This window comes from Myroides albus, from assembly GCF_024722315.1.
In the GTDB taxonomy this organism is placed as follows: Bacteria; Bacteroidota; Bacteroidia; order Flavobacteriales; family Flavobacteriaceae; genus Flavobacterium; species Flavobacterium album_A.
Genome location: NZ_CP102754.1, coordinates 280,254 through 295,833, shown reverse-complemented (window position 1 = coordinate 295,833; position 15,580 = coordinate 280,254). Strand labels below are relative to the sequence as shown.

Genomic DNA, 15,580 nt, shown 5'->3' with positions numbered 1-15,580 from the left:
ATAAGTAATGCTTATCGGGTGTTTTTTTATTATTTTTTGTAATTGTAGTTTGTTAAACGTAAGTCGAACTTACCATCTCGAAATATAACTTCGCCATTTGTTGCTTCCTTTGGTATATTAAACTCTACAGATGTAGTTGTTACCCTATAGATTACCGCATCTACGGTTTCAAAGCTGTTATCTGGAGGTAATGCTCTGGTGGATAGCTTAGGTGCTGTTGTTTGCTTTCTAAAAATAATTTTATACTTGCTTTCTTGTTCAGGGTCAAGTCCTTTTCCTTCAAGAATAACGGTTTCTCCTGGAGCTTTATCATTGAAGTTTACGTTAGAGAAAGAGATATTAGAATGCTCTGTTTCTCCTTTGTTATCATCAGACGAGCAGCTTGTCAAACTTATTGCTGTCAATAGAAATAAGGTTAAGACTTTTTTCATGTTTATTAAAGTTAGTTGATTAGTAAAATCTAAAATACAAAAAATAAGTAAAGCACAAAGTAATTCACAGCAGATTAATAAAAGCATGAACACCTGTACTCGCTTTTTCAGCGATAACTGTAATGTGATGCCTAAAGGAGTTTGTCATTGCTGGATTGGGATCAATATAATATACTTTGGCATTTTCGTTGGCGTAATTAATTAAAGAAGCAGCAGGATAAACTTGAAGAGAGGTACCTATGATAAGGATAATATCTGCTTGTTCAACAATTGGTATTGCTCGTTCTAATTCTGGGACCATTTCTCCAAACCAAACAATATGGGGTCTTAATTTATGTCCTTTGTCATTTTGGTCTGAAGCCAATAGATCTCCTGTCCAAGGATATACTAATGTTTCATCTTCTTCACTGCGAACTTTGAGCAATTCGCCGTGTAAATGTAAAACATCTTTACTACCAGCTCTTTCATGTAAGTCATCGACATTTTGAGTAATGATAGATACATTGTAATCTTTTTCTAACTCAACTAATAGCTGGTGTGCTTGATTAGGTTGACAACTCAAAAGTTGTCGTCTTCGGTCGTTATAGAATTTTAATACGAGTTCTTTATTGCGAATCCACCCTTGTGGGGATGCAACATCCATTACGTCATGCCCTTCCCATAATCCATCAGCATCTCTAAAAGTTTTTATGCCGCTCTCAGCGCTAATTCCCGCTCCACTAAGTACTACTAATCGTTTTTGCATAATATTATTACCTTTGTGTTTCAAAAAAATAAAAATAGAATGAATATTTCAAAAAAGCTATTTCAGGATCTTGAATATTTAGAATACTTAGAGTCTTTCTTGACTGAAAGTAGAGTAGAGCGATTCAAGGAAGTTCTTGTCAATAGAACCAAACATATTACAGTAGTCGCGGAGGATGTATATCAGTTACACAATACGAGTGCAGTAATGCGTAGTTGCGAAGTTTTTGGAGTACAAGAATTAAGAGTTATAGAGCAAAAGTTTGGAAAGAGAATAGATAAAGAAATTGCTTTAGGAGCAGAAAAATGGGTAGACATTCACAGGTATAGTACAGTTCAAAGTAGTATCGATGATGTAAAGTCAAAAGGATATCAGATTGTAGCTACTACACCCCATGTTGAGGCAAATCACTTAGAAGATTTCGATATCACTAAGCCCTCAGCTATCTTTTTTGGTACTGAGAAAACTGGATTATCTCCAGAAATAATTGAACAAGCAGATGCGTATATTAAAATACCAATGGTTGGTTTTACAGAGAGTTTAAATATCTCTGTTTCGGCAGCTGTTATTATTCAAAATCTTACCACTCGTATTCGTCAGTCAAATGTCAGTTGGCAATTGACCGAAGCAGAGTTAATTGAGAAGAGAATAGATTGGGCACGAAAATCAATTAAAGACATCGATTTCGTTACAGCGCGTTTCTTAGAACAAAAACAAGAATTATAGTATAAATAAAGGGAGGTAGTGAAAACTACCTCCCTTTGATATTATGTTGTTTTTCTTCTAATTTTCATATTAATAAATTCCACTACAAGTGAGAATGCAATTGCAAAGTACAAATATCCCTTAGGAACGGCTCCAACTTCCTGGCCAGCTAAGACAGCATGAGAGATATGCATACTCTCTGTTGTTAACATAAAGCCTATTAGAATCAAAAAGGATAATGCGAGTATTTGTATAGAAGGGTTTCTATTAACAAAATTACCTACTGGTACTGCGAAGATCATCATTACTGCAACGGATACAATTACAGCAGCAATCATAATGTACAAAGCTCCTTGTATTCCATTGGTCATACCAACAGCAGTCAAGATACTATCTATAGAGAAGATAATATCAATCATTAGGATTTGAATTAAAATATTTCCAAAACTTTTTACAGCTATTTTCTTTGCTGAATCTTTTTCATCTACAGGTTCATTGTGTTGTACATGGCTAACTTTCTCATGTATTTCTTTAGTTGACTTATAGATTAAGAAAATACCCCCTAATAAAAGAATAAGGGCTTGACCATTGAAACTGGCACTAAACCATCCCCAGTCAATGGAGAAAAGAGGTTTTTTCATTGCGATAAGCCATGATACACCAAATAGTAAAGCGATACGCATGAACATTGCTAAAAATAACCCTATTTGCGTTGCTTTTTTTCTTTGATTTTCAGGTAACTTACCTGTAACAATCGAAATAAATATTACGTTGTCAATCCCTAAGACTATCTCTAAGAATGTTAGGGTAATAAAGGCGACTATAGCATCAGCTGTAAAAAGTACTTCCATTTCTATTTTATATGTGAATTAGCAATTATAATTCTCCTACTTTGACAAGAGTTCCTCTCTCTTTTCTTGCATCACCTACTATTCCATACTCAAATACACATGAGTTGCCATCTGTAGTAATGATTTTCATAGTCACTGCCTTTTTCTCAGCCATGTTTTTTGGGTGTAGCTTTTGCAATATATACTCACAATCATTGACCCAACGAATACTTGAAGTATCTGTCTTTCCTTCAAAGGTTTCTATTTCGTACTCTTGCGTGCGAATAAACGTAGATGTTTTCTTTTCACCATCTACTTCTGCAGTAAATTCAAATTTACCTGTTTTAAAGTCTTTGCAATTGCGTTCTTGTTTATAACAAGAAGTTGCAACAATTGCTGTTAATGGTAAAATAAAGTAGATTAATTTTGATTTCATATTGTTGTTATTTTCCAAATAGTGATTTCATTATTGTTTGCAAACCTTTAAAAAACAATAGCATAGACCCTACGCATACAAGGCATCCTAACCCAAAAACTAAGTAGAAATATGGGTGATCTTGATTTTTTAAAGATGTATTAATTAGAACAGGACCAATAAAGAACATTGGGAAGGTAGCTGCCAAGTATTTGACGCCTTTAAAGAGTAATTTACGGTCAGTGTGTTTTTGTTCCATTATATTATTTTTTGTATTGAATGATTGCCTTTCGGACATTTTGGTGTTTTTCTAATAGACTTTTAGCCTCTTGTTCGGAAACCTGTAGTTCTTCAACAAGCATTTGTATTCCCCTTTGGATAAGCTTAGCATTCGTCATTTTCATATCTACCATTTTGTTTCCTTTTACTTTTCCCAATTGAATCATTGTAGTAGTAGAAATCATATTTAATACTAATTTCTGGGCTGTGCCTGCTTTCATTCTTGAACTTCCTGTGATTACTTCGGGTCCAACAATCACTTCAATAGGGAATTTTGAACTTTGACTAAGTGGGCTATTGGGATTACAAGAAATACTTACCGTGGGAATATCATGAGTATTACACATCTTTAAAGCATTAATAACATAAGGGGTAGTACCTGATGCTGCAATGCCAACTACAATGTCGTTATTGTTTATTTGATGAGATTGAAGATCTAACCAACCTTGGTTAAGATTGTCTTCTGCATTTTCAACTGCATGACGAATAGCATAATCTCCACCAGCTATGATTCCAATTACTAAATCTGGAGAAACGCCATAAGTGGGAGGGCATTCGGAAGCGTCTAAAATACCAAGTCGACCAGAAGTTCCTGCTCCAATATAAAATAGTCTTCCTCCTTTTTTTAGTTGGAATACGACTTGCTTAATTGCATTTTCAATTTGAGGTAATGCTTTTTTTATTGCCATAGGTACGCTGTGATCTTCTTCATTGATGATGTGTAAAAGCTCACTTATTGACTTTTTTTCTAAGTCATTATGCACAGATGCTTGTTCTGTTATTTTTGTAAATTCCACTTTAGATTTTAAAATGATTTAAGCAAAAATACTTAAAATACTTTTATATCGCAGATTAAAAAATAGTTATCAAAAATGAAAATGAGCAGAAATCATAGAACAAGAGATAGTTGCGATTGTTTACTGTGTAATTATAAGTGAAAGAGAGTATTGTATAATAAATCTCTATTGATTAAAACTTGCTTTGACAAAGGTTTAACGAAAAGTACAAGTAAAAAAAGATATAGTATAGCTGTTATGTTAAATAAAATAGTACTTTTGCCGACTTATGCAGACTGCCTTATCGTCGGCTTTATTATAAAGCGGGAGGAAAGTCCGGACACCACAGGGTAGCATAATGGGTAACACCCATCCGTAGCTTTGCTATGAGGACAAGTGCAACAGAAAGTATGTACAGGTAATGCTGTAGTGAAACCAGGTAAACTCTATGCGGTGAAATGCCATGTATATTTAGCGTTTGAGGGCGACTCGTCCGATGCTTTAGGGGTAGGCAGATGGAGCCATTGAGTAATTGATGGCCTAGATAAATGATAAGGGGATACTTTTTTGAGTATTTACAGAATCCGGCTTATAGGTCTGCATTTTTTTTAAAAGAAATCCGTTTAGTAAACAGGCGGATGTATTATAAAGAAGAGAGTTAACATTTATAATCTGTTAGCTCTCTTTTTTGTATTATAAGTTAGGGTAAACTATTCTTCTTCTCTATCCCAAGTATCTTCTTCGTCATATTCACTCTCATCCTCGTCATCTTCTATTTCTTCTTGTTCAAATTCAAAGAATGTGAAAACTGAACCTCCATAACTTTTCTCAAATGAGAAGTGTGGCAAGTGTTCCAATTTAGTGAATTTAGAGTGTTCTATTATTAGCATTCCATCTTCACTTATTAATTCCAAATTCAAGATATCTGTGACTATTTTCTCGAATTGTTCTTGTGTGAAGTCATATGGAGGATCAGCAAATACAATATCGTAAGAGGTTTTGTGTTTTTCAATAAACTTGAATACATCTGCTTTAAAAGGAACTATATTTAAATCAAATTCTTTTGCTGTTTTCTTGATGAAATTGACACAGCCATAGTCACCATCTACACTCACAATAGATTCGGCTCCTCGTGAGGCGAACTCATAACTGATATTACCAGTACCAGCAAATAAATCTAAGATAGTTAATTCACTAAAATTGAAATGGTGATTTAGGATATTAAATAAGGCTTCTTTCGACATATCAGTTGTAGGTCGAACAGGTAGGTTTTTAGGAGGATTAATTCGTCTTCCTTTTAATTTTCCGGATATAATTCTCATGAATGGAATAATATATAATGTTGTTTAGGTACTTGATAATGTAGAAGTAGGCCTTCTGCAATAAATGCGTGTTCATTTATCACGTGGACTTCTTTGATGAAAGTATAAGCTTGCTGGTATACATGATCGTCTTGATCGACTCTTCCAAGCAAGTAAATAGGAATTAGATTTGGATCAAGATTCAATTGTTCATAGGTAAATAAAACGTAGTAAATAAAATCTTCAGGGCTATTGTACTGAAAAGAGTTAAACAACAGTAGTTTGTTGTTTTTGGCAACGACAATTTCAAAGCGATCCTTTTTTAAATATGTATAAACAGCGGTCGTTGTTTCCTTTTTACTTTTAGGTAGTAAAAGTTGAACAAGTCCTGTATTTATATTTTGATATGTAAATGTACCATATTTGTCTAATAAGAAGTTATTCAGATCGATAAAGGGAATATATACGTTGTTAAAATCGTAATTACTCACTTCATCAAATGCAAAGAAGTCTGTGGTGAATACTTTGGTATTGTACTGTAGATAGGCACCCATCAATTCTTCTTTAAATAGCGATTTAGGTACAAAGGTGTTGAGAGTACTGTCGTGAAGAACAAGTACTTCGTCGTATTTTTCTGATAATTGATCATACTTCTCAAAAAAGCGTTCAAGTTGCTCTTCAAAGCTTTTCTTATGGGTAATTGCTTCAGAAGCAAAATAAGTAATCTCATGAGATAATAGATTCTTAATAACAAATGAAAATTTGTTTAAAGAAGCTTGTATCACTAATTTCTGATTATTTCTTGCCATCGCGATTGATTATGATGTATGATTATAAAAAAGCAAATTTAAGCATTTAAGATGAAATGAGGTTTATACTTTACAAATTTGAAGGCTTACTTTATTTGAATGTTTTAAAGTACATTATAGCTCTTGCTATGGAGTTTTTTAGGTGAAATTTAGTTTGTCCCTAAAAAGCATGGTATCTTTACAGGCAATACAGAAAAAGCTTTAACTATGATTGGACAACAGTTTTACCGACTGCTTCGCGATAGATTTCCTTATGAATTAACCTTAAAACAAGATGTCTTTTTGCAAAAGATAGCTGAGTTTGTTACAAATGACAAAGATGATCAATTGTTTGTCTTGAAAGGGTATGCTGGGACAGGTAAGACTACTTTATTGTCAAGTGTAGTAAATGAGCTCAAGATGATCAATAAGTTTGCGGTGATGCTTGCACCAACTGGTAGGGCTGCTAAGGTAATAAGCAACTATTCGCAAAGACCAGCCTTTACTATTCACAAGCACATCTACTACCCAAAGCCAAGTAATAGCGGTGGCGGTATGAGATACACCATGCGAAATAATCGACACAAAAACACCATATTTATTGTTGATGAAGCCTCTATGATTGGAGATATGAGCGCTTCTGATAGTAATATGTATCCTCATGGTTCTCTCTTGGATGATTTAATCTATTATGTGTATTCAGGTATAAACTGTAAGTTGATTCTCATTGGAGATTCCGCTCAGTTGCCCCCAGTGAACATGCAAGTAAGTCCTGCTTTGGATATCGATCAATTGGGGTTTCAGTTTAATATGGATGTACAGTATATTGAATTAGATGAAGTAATGCGTCAAGAGGAGGATTCAGGTATTTTGTATAATGCTACAGAGTTGCGATCACTATTAGATACTGCTTTTTTTGATACTTTTCAGTTTGATGTAAAAGGCTTTAAAGATATCGTTAGATTAGTCGATGGTTACGATATTCAAGATGCTATTTATTCCTCGTATTCAAATAGTGGGCCAGAAGAAACTGCTTTTATTGTGAGATCTAATAAGCGTGCAAATGCCTATAATCAACAGATAAGAGCTCGGATTTTGGATAAAGAAAGTGAAATTTCCAGTGGTGATTTGCTCATGGTTGTTAAGAATAATTATTATTGGCTAAAGGATTCAACGATAACAGATTTTATAGCCAATGGAGATATTATTGAAGTGCTCGAAATATATAAGACGATAGAACTATATGGGTTTAGGTTTGCCAATGTTCGCGTACGAATGATTGATTATCCTGATATGAAGAGTTTTGATACGATCGTTTTGTTAGATACTTTAACAAGTGAATCTCCTGCCTTAACTTACGAACAGCAAAACTACTTTTATCAGCAAGTAATGTTAGACTATCAAGATGAAATTTCTAAGTATAAAATGGTTCAGAAGGTAAAGGAAAACGAGTATTTCAATGCATTACAGGTAAAGTTTTCCTATGCTATCACTTGCCATAAGTCACAAGGTGGTCAATGGGAAACTGTTTTTATAGAACAGCCCTATTTGCCAGATGGAATCTCACCAGAGTATATTCGTTGGCTATATACAGCTATGACTCGTGCAAAGGATAAATTGTATTTAATAGGGTTTAAGGATGAGTTCTTCATAGGAGAATAGTTCTTTGTGTAATCTTTTGAACTTCTATAGGTAATTGAAAATACAGGCAATAAATATTCTAAACAGTACTTATAGTAAGTGATCAGTTTTACAAATTCTACAATTGATAAAAAATTGCTTATATAGTTATTTCAATGAATTTTAATGAGGTGCTTTTTCTTACCTTTGGAAGGTAAACAAGAATAATAGAAATGAAAATTATAGCCGTAATTCCAGCAAGATATGCTTCAACGCGTTTCCCGGCCAAATTGATGCAAGATTTGTGTGGGAAAACAGTGATTAGAAGAACATATGAAGCAACAATACACACTAATTTGTTTGATGATGTTTTTGTTGCAACAGATTCAGAGCTTATTTATAATGAGATAGTTAATAATGGGGGAAAGGCTGTTATGAGTATCAAGCAGCATGAGAGTGGTAGTGATCGAATAGCCGAAGCTGTAAAGGATATTGATGCAGATATTATCATCAATGTACAAGGAGACGAACCCTTTATCAATAAAAGCAATTTAGAGAGTTTGATTGCTATTTTTAAAGAAGACAAGCAGAAACAAGTCGATTTAGCTTCTTTAATGACTCCAATTGATGACTGGCAGGTAATAGAGAACCCAAATAACGTCAAAGTGGTCGTAGATGAATCTAATACAGCCCTTTATTTCTCAAGATCTGTAATTCCATATCCAAGAGAAAAGAATGCGGGTGTACAATATTATCAACATATCGGGATTTACGCCTTTAGAAAACAAGCTTTGCTTGAGTTTACTACTTTGCCAATGAAGTTCTTAGAAGCCTCTGAAAAATTAGAGCAATTGCGTTATTTAGAGTATGGTAAACGCATCAAAATGGCTAAGACAAATCACGTTGGAATTGGAATTGATACTTTTGAAGATTTAGAAAAAGCTATAAAAATGTTGAAAGATAATCCAAGTTTAGGATATTAAGCAACGATAGGAAGAATAGACAAAAAGGGATAGTTATAAAAAAATAACTATCCCTTTTTGTATGATATACTTTGTTTTAATAAGCCGTATTAATATTTTCAGGAGCTTTAACAACAGGTGTTTTAATAACTGTTTTCCATTGAGCAGGGAAACGCGTATCAATAACTGAATTTTCTAAGAAGATAATTAAGTTTTTAGAACGATCTCTGTTGTAGTCGAGTTTGTTTAATTCCACATTAGTTTTGAGAAATACTTCTCCTAAGTGTGAATAATACCCTTCTAAACTCGTATCAAAGTAGTCTTGAGATTGAAGAACTCCAAATTTAAAAAGATCATTCTCTGTCAGGAATAACGTTTCTTTAATGGGAATAGCAAATTCGTAAGTCAGGTGATCTCTGTTGATGTCTTTTTGTAATATTAAGAATGGTTTATCTACAACTTCAATGTTGTTTTGGTCTAAAAAATGCTTAATATTAGTATAAGCCTTATTGATATCAATATTTAGTGTTCCTAAAGTAGATTCTTTATAGAAAGATATATAATTAGTGTTCTTAATCCTTTTTTTACCTCTTACTTCGATTTTGTAATCTTTGTATTGTTTCAAAAAGTAAACAATGAGATTATTTATGTTCTTTTCAATAGAAGAAGAAACAACTTGATTTGGGTTTCCTTGAAAGAAAGTAATTAATTTTGTCTTTAAATCCAGACGACCTTGAAAGGTAAAATTAATATCTGTTTTATTCTTGTTGTTTTTAAATGACCAAAAGATATTGGAAATTTTATCATCGTATAAAATATCTTGGGACAAACTGTCATAGGGATGTTTATATTCTTCTTTGATAGGGAAACTTCCAATATTGTCAATAGATATATCATATATACCATTACCTTGTTTTTGAATGTCAATCCAGTCAGACCATAAATCTAAATTTTCTATATATTCATATACTACTTCTTTGGGGGCATCTACAGTAAACTTTTGTTCTACTTTGAAAGTAGGACTTTGAGTTAAAATAAATACTGTAAGTGAAATTGCACCAAGTAAGATTAACAATAAGAAGTATTTGAATATTTTCATGACTGTTTCATTTAAAAAGCATTGATTTTATTTTAATACGTTTTTAAGTAAGAATAATGAGCCTATAAAAGCAAAAAAAGCAAGTAGTACCCATAATCTATTCTTATAATAAACTTTATGCAGTTTTAGATCTTTGCGATAGACAATGATTAAAACAATGGCAAAGGTTACAATGAAAAAGATTGCGAATTTAATTTGACCTTCAGTAAACATAATTAGTAATTTTTACAAAAATAGGGAAAAGCATGTAATATTAGATATAAAAAACGGCAGAAAGTTCTGCCGTTTTGAAATACTGTATTTATTGAGAAAAATTAGATAGTTTCAGTCCATCCAAATGTATCCTCAATGTGTTTTTGTTGAATTCCTTGTAATGCTGTTTTTAATTGAATAGCATAAGAATTTTCATTTGCAATTTCTGGTAATTGGTAGTATTTGTCTTGGTAAGCAAATCCTTCAATTTGACCAACAGTTACAGCTGTTCCAGCTCCAAAAATTTCTTTTAATTCTCCTTTTGCTTGAGCATCTAATAAGTCTTGAACTACAATTGACTTCACTTCAACTTTAATTCCTTTGCTTTCAGCAATAGCAATTAAACTTTTTCTAGTCACACCATCCAAGATTCTTTCACTAGTAGGAGCTGTGATTAAAGTATCTCCAATTCTGAAGAATACGTTCATAGTACCAGCTTCTTCTAATTTTGTATGTGTAGTGTCATCTGTCCAAATAACTTGTTGGTACCCTGCTTCTTGAGCCAATTTTGTTGGGTAGAATTGTCCAGCATAGTTTCCAGAGCATTTTGTTGATCCTACTCCACCATTTGCAGCACGGCTATAGTGTTCAGCGATTTGAACTTTTACTTTACCTGAATAATATGTACGTGCAGGCGAAAGGATGATACAGAACATAAATTCTGAAGATGGTCCTGCTACTACACCTGGGTGTGTTCCTATCATAAAAGGACGAATATAAAGAGCATTTCCTTCTCCTTTTCTTACCCATTCTTGATCTAATTGCAATAAAGCTTTCAATCCATCAACAAAACGAGCTTCATCAATTTGAGGCATTGCTAAACGCTCTGCTGATTTGTTAAAACGAGCCCAGTTTTCTCTTGGTCTAAATAACCAAACTTTATCATTTTCATCTTTGTAAGCTTTCATTCCTTCAAAGATAGCTTGTCCATAGTGGAATACATTAACTGATGGCTCAAATGACATTGGTCCATAAGGTTTGATTTCTACTTGTCCCCATTTACCATCTTTGTAGTGGCAAACTAACATGTGGTCTGTGAATACTGAACCGAATTTTACGTTTTCAAAGTCGATTGAACCTATTTTAGACTTTTCTACTTTTTGGATAGAAATGCCAGCAGTTGTTTCTAAACTCATTATTTTAATGTTTTACGATTGTCTATTTCTGGTTATGTCATGCAATTTATAAAAATAAGCAAGACATTGCAAATTTATCAAAAATATAAAGGATTATTCGTGTCTTGTTGAACTTTATCTAAAATGATGTAGTAATTATTGTTTAATTAGAATTATTTACTGAAATTATAATAATATGTGAGTTTTGTGTAGCGTATTGAATTGTTTTTAATTTATTTTTTTGAAGTACTTTTGTCTTATGTCTATTTAATAAGGTATAAAATATGAAAAAATTAGCTTTTTTAGTTTTAATTGGTGCAACTGTTTTTACGGCGTGTAAGGGAAAAGTTGAAACACCTGAAACAGCAGTTGTTTTAAACGAAAATGACTTTGCCTTTTTTGGAGAAAAGTTTGCTCTTACTGATGAGTTGAAAGATAAAGAATACATTTATTCTCAATATCAAACAATGCAGAAAGGCGATACAGTTCAGGTGAAGTTTGCTTCTAATATTAATGAAGTTTGTCAGAAAAAAGGATGTTGGATTAGCCTTGACCTGGGTCATGATAAAAAGAGCTTCGTCAAGTTTAAAGATTATGGGTTCTTTGCTCCAATGAATGCAAGTGGACATGAAGTTGTTGTGAATGGAAAAGCTTTTGTTTCGATTATATCTGTTGACGAGTTAAAACACTATGCAAAGGATGCTGGAAAAACGGAAGAAGATATTGCAAAGATCGTGGAACCTAAAATTACTTATGGCTTTTTAGCTGATGGTATTGCTATTAAAAACGAGAAGCCAAATGTGGAATAAGTATTTATCTTTTTTGTGTTTTATGCTACTTTTGATTAGTTGTAATGACAAAAAGGAAGTAGAAAACGGCCCATCAAAGCAAGCTTCAGTAGAGAAAACTAAATTTGAGATGTATAATTTATCTCCTATGGCGGCCTTAATGGAGCAGATGTATGGACAAATGAATCAAGTGAAGCAAATTATAAAAGAAGGTGGAGATTCATTGGATTTGGGTGATTTTCCCGAACTACACAATGATTTACTAACAGCCGAGCTTACTGACCCCACTGACAAGGATTTCTTTTTTATAGAACAAGCAGAACAGTTTTTAAAATTGGAACGTGTATTATTTCAAAGTAACAGAGCCAATGCTGTTGAAAACTTTAATGCAGTTGTTAACTCTTGTTTAACTTGTCACAAGAAGAAATGTGGAGGACCTATTCCGCGTATTCAAAAGTTATTGATTAAATGAAGCGAAAAGTTATAACAACAGAGGATGGTTCAACTTCAATCCAGATGGAAGATTGGGGTGAAACTTATCACTCTATATACGGAGCAGTACAGGAAGCAAAGCACGTCTATATAAAGCACGGATTACAAAAAGTAATAGATAAGGAGCAGGTTGCTATTTTAGAAATGGGATTTGGTACTGGGTTAAATGCTTATTTGACTTATTTAGAAGCGAAAGGCAAAGCAAAGGTTGCTTACCATACTATTGAGGCTTTTCCAGTTTCCGATACAGAATTGGAGGCGTTGAATTACTTTTCTTTAGCAGAACAAGCAGAAGATAAAGTTGTTTATCGAAAGCTTCATGAGGTATCTTGGGATATTGAGCAGATTATTACTCCTGATTTCACGTTGTTTAAAATGCTTAATAAATTCGAACTTCAAGAACTTGAAAGCAATAGATATGATCTCATTTACTTTGATGCATTTGGCTATCCTTATCAACCAGATCTGTGGTCCGAAGAAATTTTTGCAAAAATGTATGCTTGTCTTAAAATAGGAGGTGTATTGACGACTTATGCTTGTAGGGGAGTTATTAATCGAACAATGAAGAAAGTTGGGTTTGAGATTGAGAAAGTACCTGGTCCACCAGGTAAGAGAGAAATGGTAATTGCCTATAAGCGATAAAGAATATTAAAGAAGGTATAGAGACGTTGAGTCTTCAGTAGAAAGGTAGGTTTTAATCGAATCTACCTTTTTTTATGCAACAAATTCTTTTGGAAACTTGCCTTGCAAACGGTCTTTTATTAGATGATATTCTAAGATGCTTTGCTATCGTCATTTTATGACGTAGACAAAAGAGTTTTAAATGTGTGTATTCATGTATAGAATTTACGTGATAGTTAATATATAGTGTATTATATGTTATAATAGTGAAATTGATTTATAAAAATCGCAATATTTAACTTTTTACTTTTTATTTGTTGATTTAATATGTTAATGTGTATATATTTGTCATGTTATAGTTTTTTAAATAAAAGTAGTTATGGAAGTTGAGTTGAATTATGTCAAAACAGTATTACACAATGTGAGTTTTGATTCAACCCTATTTAATAAGGAGTTAAAAAAGGCAACAACGACGTTATTGCCTTATGATTTAGAAAGATTACATCAATGGGTAGGAGAGTATGTCGAGATGAAACCAGAGTTGAAGGAATCAATTGAATTTAGTTTATAGTTTGGAAAGGCTTATTTCTTTTTTGGAAATAAGCCTTTTTTTATGCGTTAGCTGTTTTGTTCTACTTTATAGTTTGTGTATTTTTACGAGGTTTAAATTTTAGAAGTAATAAAGAATGAATAAAGTTATAGTAGGAGTAATAGCCACTGCTTCTGTTTTTTTTGCAAGTTGTAAGACAGAACATAAAAATGAAGCTAAAGTTGCTGAAGATTTAATCGAAGAAACTCTTGTGCAAGAAGAATTGACTACAGATGAGTTAGAAGATATTGTTACATTATTTATCGCAAGTGAAAAAGCAGATTGTGCAGGTGTAGCTGAGATGAAGTGCCTTTTGGTTAGAGAAACGGAGGATATGCCGTGGGAATTGATGTACGATCCAATAGAAGGTTTTACTTATGAGCCAGGGTATGAATATAGTTTAGAAATTAAAAGAGAAACTGTAGCTAATCCCCCTGCAGATGGTTCATCCATACGCTATATTTTAGTGAGAGAAATTTCTAAAATAAAAAAGAATTAACCATGACGCCTTCGATAATCCTCAGTGATGATCGGGTTCTCTTACGACCATTAGAGCAACATGATGTAGATAATTTATTGGTTTTTTCGGAGAATGAACCAGAAATATGGGATTATTCACCTACAACTGGTGCGGGCAGAGAGAATCTCGAAAAGTATATTGGTCAGGCTTTAAAAGATAGAGAGCATAAGCTTTCTTTACCTTTCATCGTTTATGATAAGAATATAGATGAGTATATTGGTAGTACGCGTTTATACAATATTAATCCTGTTCAAAAAACACTGCTTATTGGCTATAGTTGGTACGGTAAGAAATATCGTGGCACTGGGGTAAATAAGCATTGTAAATACGTTTTATTAAAGTATGCTTTTGAGGTATTGGAGATGGAAAGAGTAGAGTTTCGTGCGGACTTTTCAAATCAAAGAAGTATTGCTGCGATGAAAAGCATAGGTTGTACTTTGGAGGGAGTGTTGAGATCGGATACTCTAATGAGAGATGGACGCAGACGAGATACTGCAGTATTGAGTATTTTGAAATCGGAGTGGTTTGAAACTGTCAGGGAGAAGTTAGAGCATAAATTATAATATAAAAAAAAGCGATTTTAATCGCTTTTTTTTATGCTATAATTTATCAATAAGTTTTCTTCTTTGATCACCTGTGGTTTTAAAGTGGGTGGGTGTGAGTCCTGTTACTTTCTTGAATTGTTTGCTTAGATGTGCAACACTGCTATAATTAAGTAAGTAAGCGATCTCTTTTAAGCTTATCTCATCATAGACTAACAGTTCTTTTACGCGTTCAATTTTCAAAATAATGAAGTACTGTTCGATAGTTGTCGACTCTAATGAGGAGAAAAGCGTACTAAGAGCATGGTAATCTTGATTCATTTGCTCACTAATGTAATTTGAAAGAGGTGTTTCTAAATAGGCATTGTTTTTTTGCACTAACTCTATTAGTAAGCTTTTGATTTTTGTGACAATTTTACTTTTGCGATCGTCTAATAATTCAAAACCAATAGCTTCAAGACGATCTTTTATTTCTCCTAATTGAGTGTCACTTAGAGACTCTTTAATTTCTACTTCGCCTAAATCAATATTGATAACTGTATATTTTAACTCTGTAAACAAGCTTTCTACTGCCATTTTACATCGAGTACAAACCATATTTTTAATATAAATATTCATTATTTCACTATTAGTAATTGTCAAAGATACTAAATCACATTCGAACATAAACGAGTAGTAGAAATATAGTTATTCGGCATAAGTACTCTTTT

Annotated in this window: 21 protein-coding genes and 1 other RNA gene; 10 read left to right on the top strand and 12 right to left on the bottom strand. The window is 33.0% G+C overall.

Annotated elements, in window-relative coordinates; translation table 11 throughout:
- Positions 1–29 precede the first annotated feature (29 nt).
- Positions 30–431 (bottom strand): hypothetical protein, encoded by a 402-nt coding sequence (locus tag NWE55_RS01430; protein WP_155092632.1) that lies wholly within the window; start codon positions 429–431, stop codon positions 30–32.
- Between the two features lie 64 nt (positions 432–495).
- On the bottom strand, positions 496–1,176 hold the full coding sequence (locus NWE55_RS01425; RefSeq protein ID WP_155092631.1) for an SIR2 family NAD-dependent protein deacylase: 681 nt from the start codon (positions 1,174–1,176) through the stop codon (positions 496–498).
- Positions 1,177–1,215: 39 nt separating this feature from the next.
- On the opposite strand from NWE55_RS01425, the gene NWE55_RS01420 reads away from it, so the two are divergent.
- Positions 1,216–1,902: a TrmH family RNA methyltransferase gene (locus NWE55_RS01420; RefSeq protein ID WP_155092630.1), complete on the top strand. Its 687-nt coding sequence runs from the start codon at positions 1,216–1,218 to the stop codon at positions 1,900–1,902.
- A 41-nt stretch (positions 1,903–1,943) separates the two neighbouring features.
- On the opposite strand, the gene NWE55_RS01415 is transcribed toward NWE55_RS01420, so the two are convergent.
- From NWE55_RS01415 to murQ, 4 genes are read right to left on the bottom strand one after another with little or no spacing between them, the layout of a single operon-like run.
- Entirely contained in the window at positions 1,944–2,732 is a 789-nt protein-coding gene (locus NWE55_RS01415; protein WP_155092629.1) for a TerC family protein, read from the bottom strand.
- A 25-nt stretch (positions 2,733–2,757) separates the two neighbouring features.
- The gene (locus NWE55_RS01410; RefSeq protein ID WP_155092628.1) at positions 2,758–3,147 is read right to left on the bottom strand and encodes a DNA topoisomerase IV; all 390 of its coding nucleotides are present in this window, start codon (positions 3,145–3,147) and stop codon (positions 2,758–2,760) included.
- Between the two features lie 7 nt (positions 3,148–3,154).
- The gene (locus NWE55_RS01405) at positions 3,155–3,385 is read right to left on the bottom strand and encodes a DUF6095 family protein (protein ID WP_155092627.1); all 231 of its coding nucleotides are present in this window, start codon (positions 3,383–3,385) and stop codon (positions 3,155–3,157) included.
- 4 nt (positions 3,386–3,389) lie between these two features.
- Positions 3,390–4,202 carry an N-acetylmuramic acid 6-phosphate etherase gene (gene murQ / locus NWE55_RS01400; protein ID WP_160339472.1) on the bottom strand — a complete coding sequence of 271 codons (813 nt, stop codon included), beginning with the start codon at positions 4,200–4,202 and terminating at the stop codon, positions 3,390–3,392.
- Positions 4,203–4,469: 267 nt separating this feature from the next.
- Here murQ and rnpB point away from each other — a divergent pair.
- Positions 4,470–4,789: RNase P RNA component class A (rnpB, locus tag NWE55_RS01395), an RNA gene on the top strand.
- Positions 4,790–4,891: 102 nt separating this feature from the next.
- On the opposite strand, the gene NWE55_RS01390 is transcribed toward rnpB, so the two are convergent.
- A complete protein-coding gene (locus NWE55_RS01390; RefSeq protein WP_155092626.1) occupies positions 4,892–5,503 on the bottom strand; it encodes an RsmD family RNA methyltransferase in 612 nt (203 codons plus the stop codon).
- A complete protein-coding gene (locus NWE55_RS01385) occupies positions 5,500–6,291 on the bottom strand; it encodes a DUF3822 family protein (protein ID WP_155092625.1) in 792 nt (263 codons plus the stop codon). The genes NWE55_RS01390 and NWE55_RS01385 overlap by 4 nt, the downstream gene beginning before the upstream one ends.
- Before the next feature lie 207 nt (positions 6,292–6,498).
- Between NWE55_RS01385 and NWE55_RS01380 the strand changes: the two genes are divergently transcribed.
- Together NWE55_RS01380 and kdsB are read left to right on the top strand one after the other, a co-directional pair.
- The gene (locus NWE55_RS01380; protein WP_155092624.1) at positions 6,499–7,932 is read left to right on the top strand and encodes an ATP-dependent DNA helicase; all 1,434 of its coding nucleotides are present in this window, start codon (positions 6,499–6,501) and stop codon (positions 7,930–7,932) included.
- Positions 7,933–8,123: 191 nt separating this feature from the next.
- Positions 8,124–8,873: a 3-deoxy-manno-octulosonate cytidylyltransferase gene (kdsB, locus tag NWE55_RS01375; RefSeq protein ID WP_155092623.1), complete on the top strand. Its 750-nt coding sequence runs from the start codon at positions 8,124–8,126 to the stop codon at positions 8,871–8,873.
- A 76-nt stretch (positions 8,874–8,949) separates the two neighbouring features.
- On the opposite strand, the gene NWE55_RS01370 is transcribed toward kdsB, so the two are convergent.
- From NWE55_RS01370 to NWE55_RS01360, 3 genes are all read right to left on the bottom strand, one after another.
- On the bottom strand, positions 8,950–9,951 hold the full coding sequence (locus NWE55_RS01370) for an SRPBCC family protein (RefSeq protein ID WP_155092622.1): 1,002 nt from the start codon (positions 9,949–9,951) through the stop codon (positions 8,950–8,952).
- A 27-nt stretch (positions 9,952–9,978) separates the two neighbouring features.
- Positions 9,979–10,164, bottom strand: a complete 186-nt coding sequence (locus tag NWE55_RS01365; protein WP_155092621.1) for a hypothetical protein — start codon at positions 10,162–10,164, stop codon at positions 9,979–9,981.
- A gap of 101 nt (positions 10,165–10,265) precedes the next feature.
- Positions 10,266–11,339 (bottom strand): branched-chain amino acid aminotransferase, encoded by a 1,074-nt coding sequence (locus NWE55_RS01360; RefSeq protein ID WP_155092620.1) that lies wholly within the window; start codon positions 11,337–11,339, stop codon positions 10,266–10,268.
- A 263-nt stretch (positions 11,340–11,602) separates the two neighbouring features.
- Here NWE55_RS01360 and NWE55_RS01355 point away from each other — a divergent pair, with 263 nt between their 5' ends.
- The 6 genes from NWE55_RS01355 to NWE55_RS01330 all read left to right on the top strand — a co-directional run bounded on the left by NWE55_RS01355 (position 11,603) and on the right by NWE55_RS01330 (position 14,891).
- The gene (locus tag NWE55_RS01355; RefSeq protein ID WP_155092619.1) at positions 11,603–12,127 is read left to right on the top strand and encodes a DUF4920 domain-containing protein; all 525 of its coding nucleotides are present in this window, start codon (positions 11,603–11,605) and stop codon (positions 12,125–12,127) included.
- A complete protein-coding gene (locus NWE55_RS01350; protein WP_230381536.1) occupies positions 12,117–12,578 on the top strand; it encodes a hypothetical protein in 462 nt (153 codons plus the stop codon). Before NWE55_RS01355 ends, NWE55_RS01350 begins: the two co-directional genes overlap by 11 nt.
- Positions 12,575–13,240 (top strand): tRNA (5-methylaminomethyl-2-thiouridine)(34)-methyltransferase MnmC2, encoded by a 666-nt coding sequence (gene mnmC2, locus NWE55_RS01345; RefSeq protein WP_155092618.1) that lies wholly within the window; start codon positions 12,575–12,577, stop codon positions 13,238–13,240. Before NWE55_RS01350 ends, mnmC2 begins: the two co-directional genes overlap by 4 nt.
- A gap of 358 nt (positions 13,241–13,598) precedes the next feature.
- Positions 13,599–13,790: a hypothetical protein gene (locus NWE55_RS01340; RefSeq protein ID WP_155092617.1), complete on the top strand. Its 192-nt coding sequence runs from the start codon at positions 13,599–13,601 to the stop codon at positions 13,788–13,790.
- Positions 13,791–13,905: 115 nt separating this feature from the next.
- On the top strand, positions 13,906–14,307 hold the full coding sequence (locus NWE55_RS01335; protein WP_155092616.1) for a DUF4377 domain-containing protein: 402 nt from the start codon (positions 13,906–13,908) through the stop codon (positions 14,305–14,307).
- A 2-nt stretch (positions 14,308–14,309) separates the two neighbouring features.
- The gene (locus tag NWE55_RS01330) at positions 14,310–14,891 is read left to right on the top strand and encodes a GNAT family N-acetyltransferase (RefSeq protein WP_155092615.1); all 582 of its coding nucleotides are present in this window, start codon (positions 14,310–14,312) and stop codon (positions 14,889–14,891) included.
- A 36-nt stretch (positions 14,892–14,927) separates the two neighbouring features.
- On the opposite strand, the gene NWE55_RS01325 is transcribed toward NWE55_RS01330, so the two are convergent.
- The gene (locus tag NWE55_RS01325; protein WP_155092614.1) at positions 14,928–15,488 is read right to left on the bottom strand and encodes a helix-turn-helix domain-containing protein; all 561 of its coding nucleotides are present in this window, start codon (positions 15,486–15,488) and stop codon (positions 14,928–14,930) included.
- Between the last annotated feature and the right edge of the window lie 92 nt (positions 15,489–15,580).